Annotated in this window: 17 protein-coding genes; 7 read left to right on the forward strand and 10 right to left on the reverse strand. The window is 71.1% G+C overall.

Features of this window, described 5'->3' with window-relative positions; genetic code table 11:
- The first annotated feature begins 111 nt into the window (after window positions 1–111).
- Window positions 112–627, forward strand: coding sequence for a hypothetical protein (locus tag NGB36_RS05755; protein ID WP_372509375.1), 516 nt, complete (start codon window positions 112–114; stop codon window positions 625–627).
- Here NGB36_RS05755 and NGB36_RS05760 read toward each other — a convergent pair.
- Window positions 587–1,771 carry an acyl-CoA dehydrogenase family protein gene (locus NGB36_RS05760; protein ID WP_255918957.1) on the reverse strand — a complete coding sequence of 395 codons (1,185 nt, stop codon included), beginning with the start codon at window positions 1,769–1,771 and terminating at the stop codon, window positions 587–589. The two genes, NGB36_RS05755 and NGB36_RS05760, sit on opposite strands and share 41 nt — an antisense overlap.
- Before the next feature lie 478 nt (window positions 1,772–2,249).
- On the opposite strand from NGB36_RS05760, the gene NGB36_RS05765 reads away from it, so the two are divergent.
- Both NGB36_RS05765 and NGB36_RS05770 read left to right on the forward strand, forming a co-directional pair.
- Entirely contained in the window at window positions 2,250–2,453 is a 204-nt protein-coding gene (locus NGB36_RS05765) for a hypothetical protein (protein ID WP_255918958.1), read from the forward strand.
- A 163-nt stretch (window positions 2,454–2,616) separates the two neighbouring features.
- A complete protein-coding gene (locus NGB36_RS05770; RefSeq protein ID WP_255918959.1) occupies window positions 2,617–3,222 on the forward strand; it encodes a hypothetical protein in 606 nt (201 codons plus the stop codon).
- A gap of 43 nt (window positions 3,223–3,265) precedes the next feature.
- On the opposite strand, the gene NGB36_RS05775 is transcribed toward NGB36_RS05770, so the two are convergent.
- Window positions 3,266–4,132, reverse strand: coding sequence for a glycoside hydrolase family 25 protein (locus tag NGB36_RS05775; RefSeq protein ID WP_255918960.1), 867 nt, complete (start codon window positions 4,130–4,132; stop codon window positions 3,266–3,268).
- Between the two features lie 854 nt (window positions 4,133–4,986).
- Here NGB36_RS05775 and NGB36_RS33095 point away from each other — a divergent pair.
- On the forward strand, window positions 4,987–5,391 hold the full coding sequence (locus NGB36_RS33095) for a transglycosylase family protein (RefSeq protein WP_269469800.1): 405 nt from the start codon (window positions 4,987–4,989) through the stop codon (window positions 5,389–5,391).
- Window positions 5,392–5,394: 3 nt separating this feature from the next.
- Here NGB36_RS33095 and NGB36_RS05785 read toward each other — a convergent pair whose 3' ends face one another.
- From NGB36_RS05785 to NGB36_RS05795, 3 genes are read right to left on the reverse strand one after another with little or no spacing between them, the layout of a single operon-like run.
- Window positions 5,395–5,703: an AzlD domain-containing protein gene (locus NGB36_RS05785; RefSeq protein WP_255918961.1), complete on the reverse strand. Its 309-nt coding sequence runs from the start codon at window positions 5,701–5,703 to the stop codon at window positions 5,395–5,397.
- Window positions 5,700–6,368, reverse strand: coding sequence for an AzlC family ABC transporter permease (locus NGB36_RS05790; protein ID WP_255918962.1), 669 nt, complete (start codon window positions 6,366–6,368; stop codon window positions 5,700–5,702). The genes NGB36_RS05785 and NGB36_RS05790 overlap by 4 nt, the downstream gene beginning before the upstream one ends.
- A 54-nt stretch (window positions 6,369–6,422) precedes the next feature.
- Window positions 6,423–7,175, reverse strand: a complete 753-nt coding sequence (locus NGB36_RS05795; protein ID WP_255918963.1) for a 3-oxoacyl-[acyl-carrier-protein] synthase III C-terminal domain-containing protein — start codon at window positions 7,173–7,175, stop codon at window positions 6,423–6,425.
- Window positions 7,176–7,411: 236 nt separating this feature from the next.
- Here NGB36_RS05795 and NGB36_RS05800 point away from each other — a divergent pair, with 236 nt between their 5' ends.
- On the forward strand, window positions 7,412–9,868 hold the full coding sequence (locus tag NGB36_RS05800; protein WP_255918964.1) for an RICIN domain-containing protein: 2,457 nt from the start codon (window positions 7,412–7,414) through the stop codon (window positions 9,866–9,868).
- A 112-nt stretch (window positions 9,869–9,980) separates the two neighbouring features.
- Here the strand turns inward: NGB36_RS05800 and NGB36_RS05805 are convergent, their stop codons facing one another.
- The 3 genes from NGB36_RS05805 to NGB36_RS05815 all read right to left on the reverse strand — a co-directional run bounded on the left by NGB36_RS05805 (window position 9,981) and on the right by NGB36_RS05815 (window position 13,701).
- Window positions 9,981–10,826, reverse strand: coding sequence for an SCO family protein (locus tag NGB36_RS05805; protein WP_255918965.1), 846 nt, complete (start codon window positions 10,824–10,826; stop codon window positions 9,981–9,983).
- Between the two features lie 260 nt (window positions 10,827–11,086).
- A complete protein-coding gene (locus NGB36_RS05810) occupies window positions 11,087–12,505 on the reverse strand; it encodes a C39 family peptidase (protein ID WP_255918966.1) in 1,419 nt (472 codons plus the stop codon).
- 32 nt (window positions 12,506–12,537) lie between these two features.
- The gene (locus tag NGB36_RS05815) at window positions 12,538–13,701 is read right to left on the reverse strand and encodes a M24 family metallopeptidase (RefSeq protein ID WP_443740937.1); all 1,164 of its coding nucleotides are present in this window, start codon (window positions 13,699–13,701) and stop codon (window positions 12,538–12,540) included.
- Window positions 13,702–13,772: 71 nt separating this feature from the next.
- On the opposite strand from NGB36_RS05815, the gene NGB36_RS05820 reads away from it, so the two are divergent.
- Both NGB36_RS05820 and NGB36_RS05825 read left to right on the forward strand, forming a co-directional pair.
- Window positions 13,773–14,414: a uridine kinase family protein gene (locus tag NGB36_RS05820; protein WP_255918968.1), complete on the forward strand. Its 642-nt coding sequence runs from the start codon at window positions 13,773–13,775 to the stop codon at window positions 14,412–14,414.
- A 517-nt stretch (window positions 14,415–14,931) separates the two neighbouring features.
- A complete protein-coding gene (locus tag NGB36_RS05825) occupies window positions 14,932–16,827 on the forward strand; it encodes an AAA family ATPase (protein WP_255918969.1) in 1,896 nt (631 codons plus the stop codon).
- A gap of 3 nt (window positions 16,828–16,830) precedes the next feature.
- Here NGB36_RS05825 and NGB36_RS05830 read toward each other — a convergent pair whose 3' ends face one another.
- Both NGB36_RS05830 and NGB36_RS05835 read right to left on the reverse strand, forming a co-directional pair.
- Entirely contained in the window at window positions 16,831–17,928 is a 1,098-nt protein-coding gene (locus NGB36_RS05830) for a hemolysin family protein (RefSeq protein WP_255918970.1), read from the reverse strand.
- The gene (locus NGB36_RS05835) at window positions 17,925–19,262 is read right to left on the reverse strand and encodes a hemolysin family protein (RefSeq protein ID WP_255919028.1); all 1,338 of its coding nucleotides are present in this window, start codon (window positions 19,260–19,262) and stop codon (window positions 17,925–17,927) included. The genes NGB36_RS05830 and NGB36_RS05835 overlap by 4 nt, the downstream gene beginning before the upstream one ends.
- Window positions 19,263–19,327: the final 65 nt, after the last annotated feature.

Consider the following 19,327-nt stretch of genomic DNA (forward strand, 5'->3'; position numbering starts at 1 on the left):
CGCAGAAGGCCCCGCGATTACCTGTGCGGCGTGACGGGAAATGCTCGCTATGGCCAGAACCTCGATCCTGGCCGTCCCGACACAGGGTGCCCGTCAAGGGAGAGAACCAGCATGCGCGCATGCAAGCGGCAGGGCCGCAATGACCGCACGCAGACGGCGTTCGACCAGGACCTCGCTTCCGGCGACTCGTTCGACGAGGGCGCAGACGAGGGCGCATCGGACGACATGCGGGACGCCGGGGAGGCGTCCGACGACGAGGTCTACGAGATCTTCCGCGTCCATTGCCCGGACTGCGCCCGGCCGATAGCGCTCTTCGCCGACGAGGACGTCATCCCCGAGCACGCGCTCTGCCCGACGCCGTGGAACCCGTTCGGGCTCACGGTGTGCGCCGGCTCCGGCCGCCCGGCCGCCGAGGCGGCACCGGTCGGCGGCACGGAACTCGCCGACGAGTGGGACATGGGCGTGCTGTTGACCCTCCCGGAGGGCCTTGACTGGCGTACTCAGCCGTTCTCGCACGCGGGCGGACCGGGCTCGCGCCCGTTGCGGGCCCGGGTGCCGCGTCCCGAGCGCCGGAGCGCCGGAGGCTCTAGCCCCGGCTCTCCGGCCCCGCGAGGTGGCGGGCGATGACCATGCGCTGGATCTGGTTGGTGCCTTCGACGATCTGCAGCACCTTCGCCTCGCGCATGTAGCGCTCGACGGGGAAGTCCGCTGTGTACCCGTAGCCGCCGAGGAGCTGGACCGCGTCGGTGGTCACCTTCATCGCGGCGTCCGTGCAGTACAGCTTCGCCATCGCGGCCTGCTTGCCGAAGGGACGGCCGGCGTCGCGCTGCCGTGCCGCGGCGAGGTACAGCGCCCGCCCGGCCTCGATCGCAGTGGCCATGTCGGCGAGGACGAAGCGCAGCCCCTGGAAGTCCGCGAGCGGGCGGCCGAACTGCTGCCGTGAGGTGGTGAAGGCGATCGCCTCGTCCAAGGCGGCCTGAGCGACACCGACCGCGCATGCCGCTATGCCCAGGCGCCCGGAGTCGAGGGCGGAGAGCGCCACGGTGAAGCCCTGCCCCTCCTCGCCGATCCGGCGGGAGTCGGGGACGTGCACGCCGTCGAGGTGCACCTGGGCGGTCGGCGAGCCCTTCAGCCCCATCTTCCGCTCGGGTGCGGCGGCGCTCAGTCCCGGCGCGTCGCCGGGTACGAGGAACGCGGTGATGCCGCGCGGGCCCTCGGCGCCGGTGCGGGCGAGCACGGTGTAGAAGTCGGCGACGCCCGCGTGGGTGATCCACGCCTTGGTGCCGTCGAGGCGCCAGCCGTCGCCGTCCCGTATCGCCTTGGTGCGCAGGGACGCGGCGTCGGAGCCGGATCCGGGCTCCGACAGGCAGTACGCGCCGAGCAGAGTGCCGCCGAGCATCGCCGGGAGGTGTTCGGCGCGCTGCTGCTTGGTGCCGAACTCGGCGAGCGCGTGGCAGGCGAGGGTGTGGACGCTCACGCCGAGGCCGACGGTGAGCCGGGCCGCCGCGAGCTCCTCCAGGACCTGCAGGTACACCTCGTACGGCTGCTCCCCGCCCCCGTACTCCTGCGGGTAGGGGAGGCTGAGCAGCCCCGCCGCACCGAGAACGGCGAAGACGTCGCGCGGGAAGCGTCCCGCGTCCTCCTCCTCGGCGGCCCTGGGCCGGATTTCCCGCGCGGCGATGTCGCGGGTGAGGCCGAGCAGCTCGCGGGCCTCCTCGGTGGGCAGCTCTCGTTCGACGGACGTACGGTCCTGCGGGCCGTCGTGCAGCATGGCGGCGCTCCTCCCTGTCGGGCGGTTCGGCGGCGGTCGCGAGGGGTGGTCGCGCCTTCACCGCATGGTCTCCCCACGGTCGATGATCTCCCGCCGGATCGCGGTACGGGCTGATCAGCGCCTGTGGCGGTTGGAGTATGCCCGATCGGAGGCGCCACGTCACGGGGATGATCGGGGCCCTGGCCGGAGAGGCTCCCCGTGCGGGAGGCGCGCAGGTGCGCGCAGGGTGCGCGTAGGACCTGTGGGGCATCCGTGCGGGTGCCCGCGGCCGCCGGAGATGATCTCCGGTGCGGGGGTGCGCCGGGGCACTGACGACGCGTCATGTACGAATGTATGACTACGATGCAGGGATGACACAGACCTCACAGCGAGGCCCGGCGCGGGGTGCCATGCGTCGAACAGGCCGTCCCCTGCGGGTGATCGCGGCGCAGGAGAGTGACCGGTGGACCATCGCTCCGTTGGGAGGGCTGTGACGACGATGACGACGCAATCGGGGCCGTTCACCGAACGTGCCGAATCACTTCAACAGCCCTACACCCCGCAGTGGCGGACGCCGCACGACGCGCCGATCTTCGAAGCCCTTGCAGAGCGCTGGGAGCGGTCCGGACGCAGCGTTCCGGGCGAGGACGACCGGGAGTGGGCCGAGTTGTTGCACCGGTGCCCCTGGCCTGGAGGCTGGTGACCCGTCGCAAGCCGGGGGCGCGGGTCGCGCCGTCCATCTGATCATCTGCGTGACCGCCGACCCGTCTGTGTGATCTCCGTGCGTCGCCCGCGACCGCCGCGGCCGCCCGTCGTTTGCGTCAGCGACAGCGGGAAGGACCCGCTGACCTGGGAAGGACGACTCCGTGCGACGCTTGGCTGCCGTAACGATCACCGCCCTCGCGGCGTCCCTGTCCACCACGACCCAGGCCGAGGCCGCGGGTCCGCCCGTCGTCCCGGTCAACGGCTCGACCGACTTCTGCCTCACCCCCGATGCGGTCGAGCACATGAGCGACTCCGGGATCACCATGCATGCGACGGGAGAGGCGACACTCGAACGTGCGAAGCCGAACTGCGTGAAGTTCCCGGTCACCGTGAGCTCGCTGTCGTTCAACGGCGCAGAGCTCGGCGGCGGAGTCGTCTTCCAACGAGGCCCCCGCCGAGTGGAGTTCAGCCACCTCTACAACCACTTCGCCGGCCGCTATGTGACCGCCGACGCCTCGGTCAACGGCGGTCCCACGACGACCATCCCCTTCCTCAGCTACCAGACGGAGCCGCGGGACGTCGCGGACGCCCCGTCGGTCGACTACGGCAGCGGCCTGATGAGGCTCACGCCGTCCGGGGAGCACGCCTTCACGGAGGCGTTCGGGCAGAGCCCGGTGAACTCGGGCCAGAATCTGTACTCCTCGGCGGGGCGCGTCGATGTGCTGAGCACAGCGACCGGCGCCATGGGGCAGCTGCTGCCCCATTAGGCCCTGGCTCCGGTCCCTGGCTCCGCCCGGGAGCGCTCCGGCGTCAGGCGCCGACCTTCTGTGCGATGGCCGCAAGCGTCGACTTGATCTCGTCCAGCTCAGCCTTGAGTGCGGCGATCTCCGAACGGGCGTCGAACGCAGCCTTGTTGGTGGCGCTGGTGTGCTGACCCAAGGTGCGCTCGGCGCCGTCGACGAGGCTCGGGATGCTCGCGGATACGACGGCCTTGTGGATGTCGTTGAGCTGGGCCCACGCGTCCTCGCCGACGCCGTCGTGCTTGTAGGCCCAGACGTCAAGGGGGGTAGGCAAGTCGTCCTCCGGTGGGGTGGGTTGGAACGACAGCGTCCACGAGCGTAGCGCCGCCGTACTGGACAGGTGGCAGTAGTCCTTGTCGACCGGGCTGCTCGAATACTGGTGGAACAGCCACGGCGCCTTGATGCCGGGATCGCCAGCGGCACGACCCGCGGTCGCGATCCAGAGGAAGTCCTGGTAGTACGAGGAGGTGTCGACGTTGAGCCAGTAGTCGGTGTTGCAGTACAGGCCGACCGGGTTGTGCGGGAGCTTGGACTTCACATAGCGCAGCCAGCTGTCCTTGTAGGCGCGCTGCTTCGACTTCGGCACGTTCTGGTTGGCCGAGTCGTAGCCCTCCCAGTCGAGTACAACGATGTCACCCGGCTTCCAGGCGACCTGGTCGAGGAAGTAATTGGCCTCGGTCTCCACGCCGTTGGCCATGTGCGGATAGTGATAGCCGCCCCAGACCAGGCCGTTGGCCTTCGCATGGTTGCGCTGCGCCACCCACTCGGGGTTGACGTACGACTCGCCTTCGGTGATCTTCACAAAGGCAAAGGACAGCCCCGCAGTGTCAGGCGCCGAGCTCTGATAGCTCGACCAGTCCTGGCCCCAGATGCCCATCAGGCGATCAACCCCCCTGACGTAGTGCCCGTCGTGCCCGGCATGCCCGGCCTCGAACGACTCGTCGAAGCAGTATGCACGCCGTCCGTTCCGTTGTGGGGCCGAGCGCCGCACCGGACAAGATTCTTCGCAGACTCCCCCCAATTGCCCGGCTGAGGCTCCGTCGAAACCGGTATGCCGCCCTGACGACCGGTTTCGGACCGCCGTTCCCCCGCATCGCCTCTTCGGGTGACCGTTTCTGCGCCGGGTGTCCGCCGGGGCGCACAGTCGTTGAATCCTGCATAAAGAAGCGTGCCCGCGCGCCGTTGCCTGTCATGGCACGCCCGTCAGCGGCGCGCGGGCACATCCTCAGCGCGATCGCGCGGCGCGATCGCGTCCGGCACCGTCATGGCGATGTTCCCGTCGGCGACTGGAGTTCGTGCAGCGGCTGCGCGGACTTCGGCGGCATGGCGCCGACCGCGTCCGGTCGCGTACTGCGCAGGTACCACCGGACGCGGGCGGCAAGGTAGATCGGCACCGTCGTCGCGCGCCGGCTGTCGACTGCCGGCCACCCGCCGCTGTGGCCGGTGAACTCGTCGGCCTTCCCCAGGCAACCGTGATCGCCGGCGCGCCGACGTCACCGGTTCGGGCGCATCGGGTGTGCACCCGCGGCGGGGCGGCGGCAGCCGAACTGAGCTGCGCGGATGTGCCGGAAGGCGGGGCCGGCGCGGGGGAGTGCGATTACGGGAGACGGCCGAGGGCCGAGGTGCGGCAGGTACGGGCCCGCGGTGTGCTCGACGACGCGACTGTTCGCCGACGCACCCGGCCGGACACGGCGCCGGATCCGGTCCGTGCCCGGCCACCAGGAGACCGACATGTTCCGGATAGCGCTCTGCGCGAGAGCCGGAGCCACCGCAGGGCTCTGGCTCCTTTCCCTGGCGTCGCCTGCCGTCGCCCATGCGGACACAGTGGACGTCGTCGACTGGGACGCCGTGGCGGACTGCGAGTCCTCCGGGCACTGGCACGCCCACACCGGCAACGGTTACCAGGGCGGACTGCAGTTCAAGCGGTCCACCTGGAAGGAATACGGCGGTAAGGACTATGCCCCGCGCGCGGATCTCGCCACCCGCCGCGAGCAGATCCGCATCGCCAAGCGCGTACTCGCCCACCAGGGGCCGTCGGCATGGCCCCACTGCTTCAGCGACGGTCTCCCCGACGATGCCGACGATGCCGACCACTTGGCGGACGCCGCCGACATCGCACACCACGCCGACGACTAGCGTTCATCGCAGACTCGCGGCTCGGAGCAGCGCCGTGACACCGGCGGCCACGAGCACCACGATCACGAACGGCGCCCGGCGCCAGGCGAGCACCCCACCGGCCAGCACACCCAGCGGCCTCGCCCAGCCCGCAAAACCATGGGCCCCGGTGAGCGCCGAGGTGGCGGCGAGGGCGACGAGCAGCACGGCGGCACCCGTGGAGAGCAACTGCTGGATACGTGCGGACAGCTCGACGCGGCCGTGGAGGAGCGGTCCGGTGAGGCGGAACGCATAGGTGCCGAGCGCGAGGGCCAGCAGCGCTGCGACGGTCATGACCGCCTCCCTGTGGCGAGAAGTCCGGTGAGGGCGAGCAGGACGGGCAGCCCGGGAGGCAGGACCGGTGTGGCGGCGAGGGCGACGGCGGCGCCGGCCAATGCGGCGCGCCGGGTCCCGGCATCCCGCAACGTCGGCACGACCAGGGCGAGGAGCACTGCCGGGTAGGCCGCGTCGAGGCCGAACGCGCCGGTGTCCCCCAGCGCCTTCCCGGCGAGGGCCCCGGCCGCGACACAGACGTTCCACGTGGCGTACAGGCTCAGCCCGCAGGTCCAGAAGGCCGCCCTGCGGCGGGCCGGGTCCGGCTGGGCGAGCGCGAAGGCAGCGGTCTCGTCGGTGACCAGGTGGGCGCCGCACAGCCGGGTCAGCGGGCGCTTGCCCAGTACGTCGGCGACGGCGAGGCTGAACGGCACGGTCCGCGTGTTGAGCAGCAGCGGGGTCGCGACGGCGGCGATGGGACCGCCACCCGCGAGCGCGACGCCGACCGCACTGAACTGGGAGGCGCCGGCGAAGACGACGAGGGACATCACCACGGGCAGCCACACCGGCAGCCCGCCGGCGACCGCGAGGGCGCCGAAGGAGACCCCGACCACCCCGTCGGCGAGACAGACCAGGGCAACATCGCGCAGCAGACGGTGGCCGGCTGTTCGGAAGAGCGAACGCATGTTTTCTACATTGGACGGCGGCCCGCGTGTTCGTCAAGGCGAACAGTCGGCCTCTCAGAACGAACAGGCATGGGTGGATGCCCAGGGCTGATCCGTGCCCGTCCCGGCCCACCTGAGGAGGCTGCATCCCACCGTTCCGCCACTGCCCGTGCCGCAGAGCAGCACGACGTCACCCTCGCCGAGCAGTCCGCGGCGGCTGACACGGTCCAAGGCCACCGGCACGTACGCCGCGCCCTCGCCGCCTGCGTCCGCTCCCTCCTGGCCCGCTCCCGCCTCGGCAAGCAGATGCCGCACCGCCCCCGCCGTCACCCCCGCGCGGCTCAGCACGTCGTTCACCGCGGCGCCGATGCCGCCGCCGGTCAGCAGGCTGGTCGAGATCGTCCCCCGGCCCCGCGGGACAGGGCCGAGCACCACCGCTCCCGCACCCGCACCCACGCCGACGACCAGCGCGCATGCTCCCGCAGCCTCTCCTCGCAGCAGGCCCTCGGCCATGGTGAGGGCGCGGACGAAGCCGCCGTACTCCGCGTCGGCATCGAAGGCGGCGGCACGGTCGGCGCCGGTCAGACGCCGTACGAGTGCCGCGACACCGTGTTGCGGACGCCCGTGGGCGCAGCCCGCGACCACCACATGGCTCAGTTGCTCCGGGGCCACTCCGGCGGAGTCGAGAGCCCGCCTCGCCGCGGCCGCTGCGAGCCCCTGTGCGGAGCTGCGGTCCACGCCGCCGCGCTGCCGCGGGATGGCGGCGGGCACGACGCCGGGCAGGCAGGAACCGGTACCGATGATCCCAACGCACTGGAGTCCGTTCATGATCCTCGATCCCTCCTCACCAGCTCATCGGGATCATCGTGCCGCCGGGAAGCTGAAGCCACGCTGAAGCGACCTGAAGGACGGCTTCAAGAATCTCGTCGGTCCGGGCGACCTCGTCCCCCGCTATTGACGCCCCGTCACCGCCTGCATACTGTCATTTTCTGGTTGTTTGAGTTTGGTAAGCGCGCACGTGCAAACAGTCCAAAACGCTTACGCTCAGGGAAGGTTGGCTCCCGATGCGGGACACCACGCTTCGCAGTAGCAGACCCCCGGCCGCGCTCGCGGCCGTACTCGCGCTCCTCCTGGGCCTGTTTTGGACCCAGCAGGCCGCCCCCGCCCACGCGGCCCCCGCCACCACCGCGATCACCGTGGACGGCAAGGGCACCGGCCGCACCTTCGACGGGATCGGTGCCATCAGCGGCGGCGGGGGCAACTCCCGGCTGCTGATCGACTACCCCGAGCCGGAACGCAGCCAGATCCTGGACTATCTCTTCAAGCCCGGGTACGGGGCGTCGCTGCAGATCCTCAAGGTGGAGATCGGCGGCGACACCAACTCCACGGACGGCGCCGAGTCCAGCTACCAGCACGCCAAGGGGACGGTCGACTGCAACACCGGCTACGAGTGGTGGCTGATGGGGCAGGCCAAGGCCCGCAACCCGCACATCAAGCTGTACGGGCTCGCCTGGGGCGCACCCGGCTGGGTCTCCGACGGCACCGGGGACAACTTCTTCACCAGTGACGCCGTCAACTACCTGATGGGCTGGCTCGGTTGCGCCCGCAGCCACGGCCTGACCATCGACTACCTCGGCGGCTGGAACGAACGCGGCTACAACAAATCCTGGTACGAGAACCTGCACGCCACCCTCGCCGCCGACGGGTACCACCACACCCAGGTGGTCGGCGCCGACTCCGGCTGGGACGTGGCCACCGCCATGCGCAGCGACCCCGCGTTCGACAACTCCGTCGACATCATCGGCACGCACTACCCGTGCAGCTACATGTCGGCGATGACGAGTTGCTCCACCACCTCCGACGCACTCGCCACCGGCAAGCAACTGTGGGCGAGCGAGAACGGCTCGGAGGACTACGACACCGGCGGCGCGCCCATGGCCCGGGCGATCAACCGCGGCTACCTCGACGCGAAGATGTCCGCCTACATCAACTGGCCCCTGATCGCCGCGATCTACCCCAACCTTCCGTACAACACCATGGGCCTGATGACCGCCACCCAGCCCTGGTCCGGCACCTACAGCGTGGGCAAGAGCCTGTGGGCGGCAGCGCAGACGACCCAGTTCACCGACCCCGGGTGGAGCTACATCGACACGGCGAGCGGTTATCTCGGCGGGGATCGCACCAACGGCAGCTACGTCAGCTATCAGGCGCCGCATTCGACGGCCTGGAGCACCGTGCTGGAGACGCTGGACGCCACCGCACCGCAGACCGTCACCTTCAAGGTCACCGGCGGGCTGCCGGGCGGCGCTCTGCACGTCTGGTCCAGCGATTTCGCATCCAACGACCAGAGCGACTACATGGTGCGGCAGCCCGATCTGACGGCAAGCGGAGGCACGTACTCCCTGACGGTGCAGCCCGGCCGCGTCTACACCGTGACCACCGTGCGCGGCGGCGGCGCGGGAACCGCGAAGCCACCGGCGCGCGGTGTGCTGAAACTTCCCTACGCCGACAGCTTCGACAGTGTGCCGATCGGCGGCGAGGCGCCTCTCCTCGCCGACCAGCAGGGCTCGTTCGAGGCAGTGCGCTGCGGCGGCGGCCGGCCCGGCACCTGCATCCAGCAGATGGCACCGTCCTCACCCGTCACCTGGGACAACACCTCCGATCCGTACGCGACCCTGGGCGATCTGGGGTGGGCCAACTACACGGTTTCCGTCGACACCCGGCTCACCCAGGACGGCGCGGTGCAGCTGCTCGGCAGGGTCGGCACCCAGCAGGGCTTCTCTCCCGCCGGCATCGACGCCTACTACCTGACGCTCTCGCACGACGGGTCGTGGGCGATCCAGCGCAACACCACCTCGCACACCGTCACCACGCTGGCCTCCGGGACGCTCCCCGCGGCGGCGGGAGACGGCTGGCACCGGCTGTCACTCACCTTCGACTCCACCGCGATCACCGCGTCCGTCGACGGCACGCAGGTGGGCAGCGTCACTGACGGTTCGTACGCCTCCGGACAGGTCGGCATCGGCACCTCGGGGTATGTGCAGGCGCAGTTCGACAACCTGAGCATCACTCCGGGCCCCGAGCAGAGCTACGCGGGCACGTACAGGCTGGTCAACCGCAACAGCGGCAAGGTGCTCGACGTGGCGAACCAGCTGGCCGCCGACGGCTCGGCCGTCGACCAGTGGAGCGACAACGGCGGCGCCAACCAGCAGTGGACGGTGCAGCCCACCGGCGACGGCTACTACCGCCTCGTCGGCGTGCAGAGCGGCAAGGCGCTGGAGGTCCCGCAGGCCGATCCGAACGAGGGCACCCAGCTGGACATCCGCGCCGCCTCCGCCGGTGACGTCGCGCAGGAGTGGCGGGTCGTGCCGTCCGGGGGCGGCTACGCCACCGTCGAAAACCGCGCCACGGGCATGCTCGCCGACGTCAACGGCCAGTCCACCGCCGACGGCGCCAAGGTGATCGAATGGCCCGCGAACGGTGGGGCCAACCAGCAGTGGGAGCTGGTGCCCGTGGGCTGACCGTCAGCGGGTTCCTGCATCGCGCAGTCGTGGGCGGCCCAGAACGCCGATCACCGTCCCGCCCGCGACTGCGCAGCCTCGCACCCGGCGATCCGCACAGAGCGGGAGCGGATCATGAGCCGGACGGCGGTCCGATCGTGCGCTGCAGCAGCCAGCCGAGCGTCTGCAGCGCGTCCGACACGGTCCAGGAGCCGTCCTGGGGTTGCTGCAGGTTCCGCAGACCGTCGGAGTCCAGGAATCCCTGCATGGTCGCGGGCAGTCGGGTCCCCGCGGCCACATGAGCAGCGCCGTTGATGACGAACCGCTCGTTGTCGCGGCTGTCGAGGAAGAAGATCTCGTCCGCGTGGTCGATGTCGTACGTCAGGGGCTGGCCGGTGCGCCAGTTCTTCGCCGGCGGCGAGCCTTCCGGCACCTTCTGGTACCAGACACCGAAGTACTTCCAGAGCTTGGCGACGTCGGCCGAAGTGCCGGTCAGCGCCTCCCAGTTGGCCGGGGTCGGTGCGTACTGCCGCCGGTAGGCCGCGAGCTGCGCGGGGGTGTCACGTTCCGGGTCGACGGTGATCGTCAGGAACTCGACATCGGCTCCCTCATGGGCCTGGTCCACGGCGTGCGCGGTCTGCACCAGATTCGCCGTGTCGAGCGGACAGGTCTCCTGGCACAGGGTCATCGAATCGGAGATCATCAGCACCTTGCCGCGGAAGGCCGCCAGGTCGGTCTGCCTGCCGTCCTGGTCGGTCACCGGCAGGTGCGAGATGTCCGCGGGAATCGCTCCGTCGATCTGTGTTCCGACGCTGGACGACGGCGCCGGCACGCCGCTGCTGCCGGCACCGCCACCGGATCCGCATCCGGCGGTCAGGGCCGCCAGGGCCACGGCGACCGTGGCTACGCCGAGGCGGGACGTCCACCGGGCGGCCTTCGTTGCTGGTTCCCCGGGGATGCGGGCTCGACGGCTCAACACGATTCATCTCCGCTGCACGGGAATGCGGCCTTCAGGCGCTTTCGGTACCAGGCCACGGTAGCCGCGGCGTGAGACCGGATCACCACGGGGGTGCAGGGCGCCGCCCAGCCGGCGGGCCGGTCGGCGGGTTCGGCGCTGCGCGGGTATCGCGCCGCCCTCGGCGTCGTCTGTCCATATGCCGGTGTCCACGGGGTTCCTCGGTGGCGGGCGTCGGGCGGCTGGCGTCTGGCGGGGTGGTGCCGGTGCAGCAGGCGGCCCGGTCAGCGGATGCCCACCTCGCGCAGGGCGCGCCGCTGCTCCGGGGTGGCGTCGGTGGGCCAGTAGACGTACACCACGCCCCCCGAGCCGCTCGCGACCTTGCCCTTGGCGTCGTACCGCTTCGTCCTCAGCCAGATCGTTTCGAACTCGTGTCGCTTGTAAACACGTCGGACCGCCGCATCGTCCCGGCTCGCGGGGTCGTTGGCGATCACATCGCCGTCCCGGGTGAATCCGATGACGCACATCAGGTGCCCCGCCGTGCCGTAGCCTGCGCCGTCGAGCTCCGAGGCGAGGAAGGACTGGGACGTTATCACCGGGACGCCGTGCTTGATCAGATGTTCGACGTCGTGGAGCGAGTGCAGGCGGGTGATCACCGACTCCATGCCGTGGTAGGTCGCGGCGTATGCGGCGTTGAACGGCCAGTTGCCGCACCCCTGGTACTGGTAGTCGTAGGTGAGGCGGGCCGCCTGGTCGACCTGCGGGTCGGCATAGGACGGATCGACCCAGGCGAGCTGGGCGGGCGTTGGCTTGCGCCCCCAGTACTCGATGACCATCTCGGACGAGGTGGGGCTGCACCAGGCCTCGCCGCCGTTGTCGTACTCCGGGTACTGGCCCTTGTGGAGCTCCTGCGAGTAACGCGGGACGCCGAGTTCGACGCCCGATGCCTCACCCGGCCGGGACGCGGGGACGGTGAAGCGGTCGGGGATCGCCGAGGCCATCGCGCCGATCCGCCAGACGACCGGCGTCAGGCGCGTGCCGGGCCTGCGGAACAGGGTCAGCCGAAGCCGGTAGGACCTAAGGCGCAGTCCGCTCGCGGCGTCGTCGATGGCGAAGGTGTCGGTGGAGATGGCGCTTCGCCCGTCGCCCTGGCCGTCGACCGACGTGCGCCTGATGTCGCGGTCGCCGTCTCCCGAGGTCCAACGGCCCATGACATACCAGGGGGTCGGTGAACCGTCGTTGTACTCACCGCACAACTCCGCCTGGATCCAGGTGGATTCGGGGGTGCAAACGTTCCAGGAGGCGACCAGTTCGGTGGCACCGAAGCTCACGGAGCGGACCGGGGAGGTCCAGGTGGCGTACTCCCAGGTCTCCGTCCTGCCGGTGTGCGGATCGGTGTACTCGGTGGTGCCGGCGGGCCGGTCGAGAACGATGCCGGGGCGGTCGCCGCGCACCGGGCCGGTGCCGTCGTGGATGCCCAGGCGCCAGTCGGAGTGCGAGGTCCAGGAGTGGTAGTCCACGGGAGCGGAGTCACGGTCGGTGTCGGTGTCGGTGTCGGTGCCGGTACCTGCGTTGGTGCCTGCGTCGGCCGCGGTGCCCGCGCGGGGGTCTGCCGATGCCTGCGCGGCATTCACGCCGACGGCGGTGGTCGCGGTGGCGAGCGCGGCGGCCAGAACGGTGCGGCGCGCGGCGGGTGGTGTCATGGCGTTCCCCCTTGCTGTGGTGGACGTGACGGTCAGCCGGGCAGGACGACGAGCTCTCGTGCGGTGAGGTTGAGGCGTTCGCCGCCGTCCTCGGTGCACACGGCAATGTCCTCGATCCGCGCGCCGAAGCGCCCCGGGAGGTAGATGCCCGGCTCGATGGAGAAGGCCATGCCGGGTTCGAGGCGACGGTCGCTGCCGGCCACGATGTACGGCTCCTCATGCGTCTCCAGGCCGATGCCGTGCCCGGTGCGGTGGATGAAGTGCTCACCGTAGCCCGCCTCCTCGATGATGCGGCGGCCGACCGCGTCGAGCTCCTGCGAGGCCAGGCCAGGCCGCACCGCCTCGGTCTGGGCCTGCTGCGCCCGCTGCAGCACCTCGTAGAGCTCGCGGAAGTCGGGGCCGGGTTCGCCGACGGCGTAGGTGCGTGTGGAGTCCGAGCAGTACCCGTCCTCCGTGGTGCCGCCGATGTCCACGACAACCGGGTCACCGCTGCGGATCACCCGGTCGCAGACCTCGTGGTGGGGGCTGGCGCCGTTCGGTCCCGAGGCGATGATGACGAAGTCGCATGTGACGTGGCCGGCTTGGACGATCGCGTCGGCCACGTCGCGGGCGACCTCCCGTTCGGTGCGCCCGGGGCGCAGCCACTCCCCGATCCTGCGGTGGACGCGGTCGATCGCCGAGGCGGCGCGGCGCAGCGCCTCGATCTCGGCAGCACTCTTGCGCACCCTCAACTCCCTGAGGACGTCACCTGCGAGGGACTGCTCGGCGTGCGGGAGCGCGGCCTTGAAGGCGAGGAGCTTCTCCGCCCACATGTGGTTGTCCACGGCGACCCGCCGCGCGGCCGGCGGCAGCCGCCCGGCGACGAGCGCGTACGGGTCGTCGGTCTCCTCCCAGCCGACGATCTCCAGACCGAGCGCGCCTGCCGGGGAGGCCTCGGCGGCGGGCTTCTCCAGGACGGGCACGACGAGCAGCGGATCGGCCGCGGCCGGGACCACCAGGCAGGTGAGCCGCTCGAGGGGCAGTGCCTGGTAGCCGGCGAGGTAGCGCAGATCCGCGCCGGGCGAGATGAGGAGGGCGTCGAGCCCTGCGGCGGCAGCGGCACGGCGGGCCGCTTCGATGCGGTCGGCGGGGTAGAGCGGGTCGGCGGGGCCGGGAGCGGCCGACCCCTGGGAGTCCTGGGGAGAGACAGCGGTCACAGCCATACGGTAGACGCCGCGGGGCCGGGGCGGACCCGTCGCGACGCAGGACGCGCCGTACTCTGATCACGATGGACGTGCACACCTCCCCCGCATCGGATCTGCCGGATCTGCCGGACCTGCCGGATCCGTCTGCGCTGCTGCCGCTCGCCGAGCGGCTGCGGGCGCTGCCTCCGTCGTGCGGGCAGGTGCGCCTGGTGGCCGTGGACGGGCACGCGGGATCGGGCAAGACCACCTTCGCCCGGCTGCTGGCCCGGGCTCTCGGTGGCGCGCCCGTGGTGCACCTGGACGATCTCGCCACGCACGACGGCCTGTTCGCCTGGACCGCGGCCCTGCACGAACAGGTGCTCGAACCTCTGGAGCACGGCGAGGCGGGCCGGTACGCGGTCTACGACTGGACGGCGCGTCGGTTCGGGGCCGAGCCGCGCGAGGTGCCGTGCGCGCCGGTCGTCGTCGTGGAGGGGGTGGGCGCCGGCCGCCGCGCCGTCCGTCCTCGCCTGGCGGGGCTGCTGTGGATGGAGTTGGGGCGCGGGGCTGCCTGGGCGCGAGGGCTGCGACGGGACGGTCCGCAGCAGCAAGGTTTCTGGCAGGGGTGGATGCGCGCGGAGGAGGAGCACTTCGCGGCGGATCCTTCGCGGCCGTACGCCGACCTGCTGGTGCGGCAGGGGCGCGTCGGATACGAGGTGCTTCCGGGGCCTGCGGTCCGGACCTGAACCGGCCGCGGCTTCACCGAGCGTGAGGATCCGCCGCCGGCGCTGTGACAATCGCTCCGGCCTCTCGCCGTTCTCCCGTTGTGACTTTCCACAACTGCAATTCAGTGCGCGAACCCGGCTTGACCTGGCGGCCGTGCAGGACTTACGTTCTCAATACGCGGTCGGAACGGACCGCCCGAAGACACGAAGCCCCCGGTTGTTCCCCCGTGACCGGGGGCTTCGTCCTCTCCATGGTGAGCGTAATGCCTGTTTCGCGGCAATCACCCTCACCCTCCGTCACCATCGCCCCTTGGCCTGTCGACTGCGGCCGATTCGGCCCCGGTTCAACCATCGCCCGGTGCGTCACCCTCTCCCCCTCGCAACACCGCAGGTACGATGCGATGAAGGGTACCGGCCCGGGGACGGGCGCGGTGCGCGACGGGTCAACTTCCCTCCGGTGCACGGTACTTCCGTGAGCATTCGAGGTACTCCGGATCGGAAGACGGCGGCGGGCCAGGGGCACGGTTGTGGGGGACTGATGGACTTCGGGACTGAGCGCTCGGGCGCCCCGGCCGATCTGGCGTGGCTGCGCGCAGTCGACGCCTACACGGTCGGCGCCTATGCGCAGGCCGAGGAGGAGTTCCGCGCGGCCGTGCGCCTCGATCCCGGGATGGCCGACGCCTGGCTCGGGCTGCACGCCCTGCGCGCCGAGACCTCGACCGCGCTGCTGCAGATGTACCGCAACCGCGACCGCTTCGGTGAGCAGCGCCGCGCCTTCCACCGGTCGCTCAACTCCTGGTACTGGCTGGGCTGGTGGGTGCAGCCCGTACTGGAGACCGGCCGCGACCTGCTACTCGCGCACGCCTCGCACTGGCTCGACGGACGGCACGTCGCCGACCTGGACCGGGCGCTCGCGGAGTGCTCGCCCATCGACACCGATCCGCAGGTCCGTTTTCTCCACGCCTGCCGGGCGTATCTGGTCAAGGACTGGGAGCAGTTGGTGCGGCACACCGAGCCCCTGCTCGACGACCCCGTTCTCGGCATAGAGGCCGGCCTCTTCGGCGGCATGGCACGCGTGCGTCTGGAGATGTGCGGACAGGCCGAGCCGCTGCTCGCCGCCGCCCTGATGCGCTGCCGCAGCGAGCAGCCGCAGCGCAAGGAGCTGCGGTACTGGCTCGCCCGCTCCTACGAGGGCACGGGACGCTCGGCAGCCGCGCTCCCCCTGTACCGGGCCGTGCACAGGGTCGACCCGGCGTTCATGGACACCTCGGCCCGTCTTGCCGCGATCACCGAGGCCGAGGACGGGCTCGACGAGACACCCGACCTCGCCTCGGTGTCGCTCGCGGGCCTCGGCCAGTCGGCACCCGACGGACTGCCGGAGGGTGAGCCCGCACCCCCGGGGGACCAGGCCGGAGGGCGCATAGCAGGCGAGGCCCAGCCGGCGCCGGCGCCCGAGGCCGCGCCGGTCGACGAGGACGCGGTGCGCGAACGAGTACGGCTGCCCGTGACGTCCGCCCCGCCGCAGCTGCCGCTGGGCACCCCCGACCCCGTACTGCTCACCAAGGCGCTCGCCGAGCTGGAGCGCATGGTCGGCCTGGAGCCGGTGAAGCGGCAGGTCAAGGCGCTGTCCGCGCAGCTGAGGATGGCCAGGCTGCGGGCCGGCCAGGGGTTGCCCGTCCAGCCGCCGAAACGGCACTTCGTCTTCTCGGGGCCGTCCGGCACCGGCAAGACGACGGTGGCACGGATACTGGGCCGGGTCTTCTACGCGCTCGGGCTGCTCGGCGGCGACCACCTGATCGAGGCGGGACGCGCCGATCTGGTGGGCGAGTTCCTCGGCCAGACCGCAGTGAAGGCCAACGAGCTGATCGACTCGGCGCTCGGCGGGGTACTCTTCGTCGACGAGGCGTACAGCCTGTCCAACTCCGGCTACAGCAAGGGCGACGCGTACGGGGACGAGGCTCTGCAGGTGCTGCTCAAGCGCGCCGAGGACAACCGCGACCGCCTCGTGGTCATTCTCGCGGGCTATCCCGAGGGCATGGACCGGCTGCTCGCCGCCAACCCCGGTCTCAGCTCCCGTTTCACCACGCGGGTCGACTTCCCCAGCTACCGGCCGCTCGAACTCACCCGTATCGGTGAGGTGTTGGCCGCCGAGGGCGGCGACCACTGGGACGAGGAGGCTCTCGACGAGCTGCGCAGCATCAGCGGCCATGTCGTCGCGCAGAACTGGATCGACGAGCTGGGCAACGGCCGCTTCCTTCGCACCCTGTACGAGAAGAGCTGCGCCTACCGGGACCTGCGGCTCTCCGGCTTCCCCGGCACCCCGACCCGCGACGACCTGTCGACGCTGCGCCTGCCGGATCTGATGCAGGCCTACGGGGAGGTGCTCTCCGGGCGGGGCGCGGACGGCCCCGGCCCGGATCGCACTCCCGACTGACGCTCAGCCCGCCAGGGCCGGGGGGTGCGCCCCGGAGCGCGGCGGGTGGACACGGTGCCTGCCGGCGTCCCGGTGTGCGGGGTCCCGTACCTCGCCGACGAGCAGCTCCAGCACGTCTTCGAGCGCCACCAGGCCCAGCACCCGCCCGCCCTGATCGATGACGGCCGCGAGATGGGCGGCGGCCCGGCGCATCGCGGTGAGCGCGTCGTCCAGCGGGAGGTCGGCGCGGAGCGTGGTCATCGGACGCCACATCCGCGACGGCACGGGAAGATCGCCCTGGCCCTGCTCCTGCAGGCCCAGCATGTCCTTGACGTGGACGTAGCCGGGGAAGGCGCCGTCAGGGCCGACGACCGGGAAGCGCGAGTAGCCGGTGCGCACGGTCAGCTCCTCGACCTGTGCTGGGGTCACCGACGGGTCCACGGTCACCAGGCCGGACGGTTCGAGCAGCACCTCGGTGACCGGCCGGGTACCGAGCTCCAGAGCGTCCGCGAGCCGCTCCTGCTCACCGGGGTCGAGCAACCCGGCCTGCCGCGAGTCCTCGACGAGGTGGGTGAGCTGCTCGCTGGTGAAAACCGCCTCGACCTCGTCCTTGGGCTCGACCCGGAACAGCCGCAGCACCAGGCGGGCGCAGGCGCCGAGCACCGCGATGACCGGACGGAATATCCGGGCAAAGGCGACGAGTCCGGGGCTGAGCCACAGCACCGTGCGCTCCGGGGAGGCCATGGCCAGGTTCTTCGGCACCAGTTCGCCGACGACGAGATGCAGGAAGACCACGAGCACCAGCGCGATGACATAGCCGATCGGGTGGACGAGCTGACCGGGGACGCGCACCGCCGCGAAGAGCGGTTCGAGCAACCGGGTGACCGTCGGCTCGGCGACCGCACCGAGGGTCAGCGAGCACACGGTGATGCCGAACTGCGCGGCGGCCATCATCTGCGGCAGGTTCTCCAGGCCGTGCAGGACGGTACGGGCGCGCCGCTGGGTGGCCGCAAGCGGCTCGATCTGGCTGCGCCGCACCGAGACCAGGGCGAACTCGGCGCCGACGAAGAACCCGTTGGCGAGCACGAGCACGACGGCGAAGAGCAACTGCAGGAAGGTCATCGCGCGCCGCCCTCCTCGCCCGTGCCGGTGGTCACGCGCACCAGACGCACGCGTTCGGCCCGGTGATGCCCGACCTCGAGGACCCTCAGCTGCCAGCCGGGCAGCACGGCGACGTCCCCTTCCGCCGGGATCCGGCCGAGCAGATCGGCGACGAGACCGGCCACCGTCTCGTACGGTCCCGGCGGCACGCGCAGCCCGATGCGCGCGAGCACGTCGTCACGGCAGCTGCCGTCCGCGTCCCACGCCGCCATCCCGTCCTGGGGCGGGACCTGGGTGAGCTCGGGCAGGTCGGCCGTTGCGTCGTCGTGCTCGTCGCGGACCTCGCCGACCAGCTCCTCGACGATGTCCTCCAGCGTCACCACGCCCGCGGTGCCGCCGTACTCGTCGACGACGACGGCGATCGGCTGCTCGCTGCGCAGCCGCTCCAGCAGCGGCTGGACGGGCAGGGTTCCGGGGACGAGGAGCGGCGGCACGGCGATCTGCCCGGCGGGGGTCCGGTCGCGCACCTGAGCGGGCACGGCGAGCGCGTCCTTCAGATGCACCATGCCGACCACCTCGTCGAGGCGCTCCCGGTAGACAGGGAAGCGCGACAGGCCGGTGGCACGGCTGAGGTTGAGGACGTCGGCCGCTGTGGCGGTGTCGTCGAGGGCGCTGACCTTCACGCGTGCGGTCATCACGGACTGTGCGGTGAGCTCGCCGAGGTTGAGGGAGCGCACGAACAGGTCGGCGGTGTCCTCCTCGATGGCCCCGGCGCGGGCCGAGTGCCGGGCGAGCGAGACGAGTTCGGTGGGGGTACGGGCGGAGGCCAGCTCGTCGGCGGGCTCCACGCCGAGCGACCGCACCAGCCGGTTGGCAGCCCCGTTGAGCACCGCGATCACGGGCCGCAGGAGCCGGGAGAAGAGTTGCTGCGGACCGGCCACCAGCCGGGCGACCTGCAGCGGCCGGGAGACCGCCCAGTTCTTGGGCACCAGCTCGCCGATGACCATCTGCACCGCCGAAGCCACGATCATGCCGGTCACGACCGCGGTGCCGGGTGCGATGCCCCCCGGGAGCCCCACCTCGGTGAGCGGGCCCGTCAGCAGGGAGGCGAGTGCGGGTTCGGCGAGCATACCGACGACCAGCGAGGTGATCGTGATGCCCAATTGAGTGCCGGAGAGCTGGAAGGAGAGCTTCTGCAGGGCGGTAACCACCCTGCGTGATCTGCGGTCACCCCGTGCGGCGGCGCGTTCGGCCTCCGCCCGCTCCACGGTGACCAGGCCGAATTCTGCGGCGACGAAGAAGCCGTTCGCCAGGATGAGAAGGAACGCCGCACCGAGCAGCAGGAGGGAGATCATGCCGCCACCGCCGCGCTCAAGGCGTTCCGGGCAGGGGCGGCGCTGGTACTGCAGGACGATTCGTC

This window comes from Streptomyces humicola, from assembly GCF_024436035.1.
GTDB lineage: Bacteria > Actinomycetota > Actinomycetes > Streptomycetales > Streptomycetaceae > Streptantibioticus_B > Streptantibioticus_B humicola.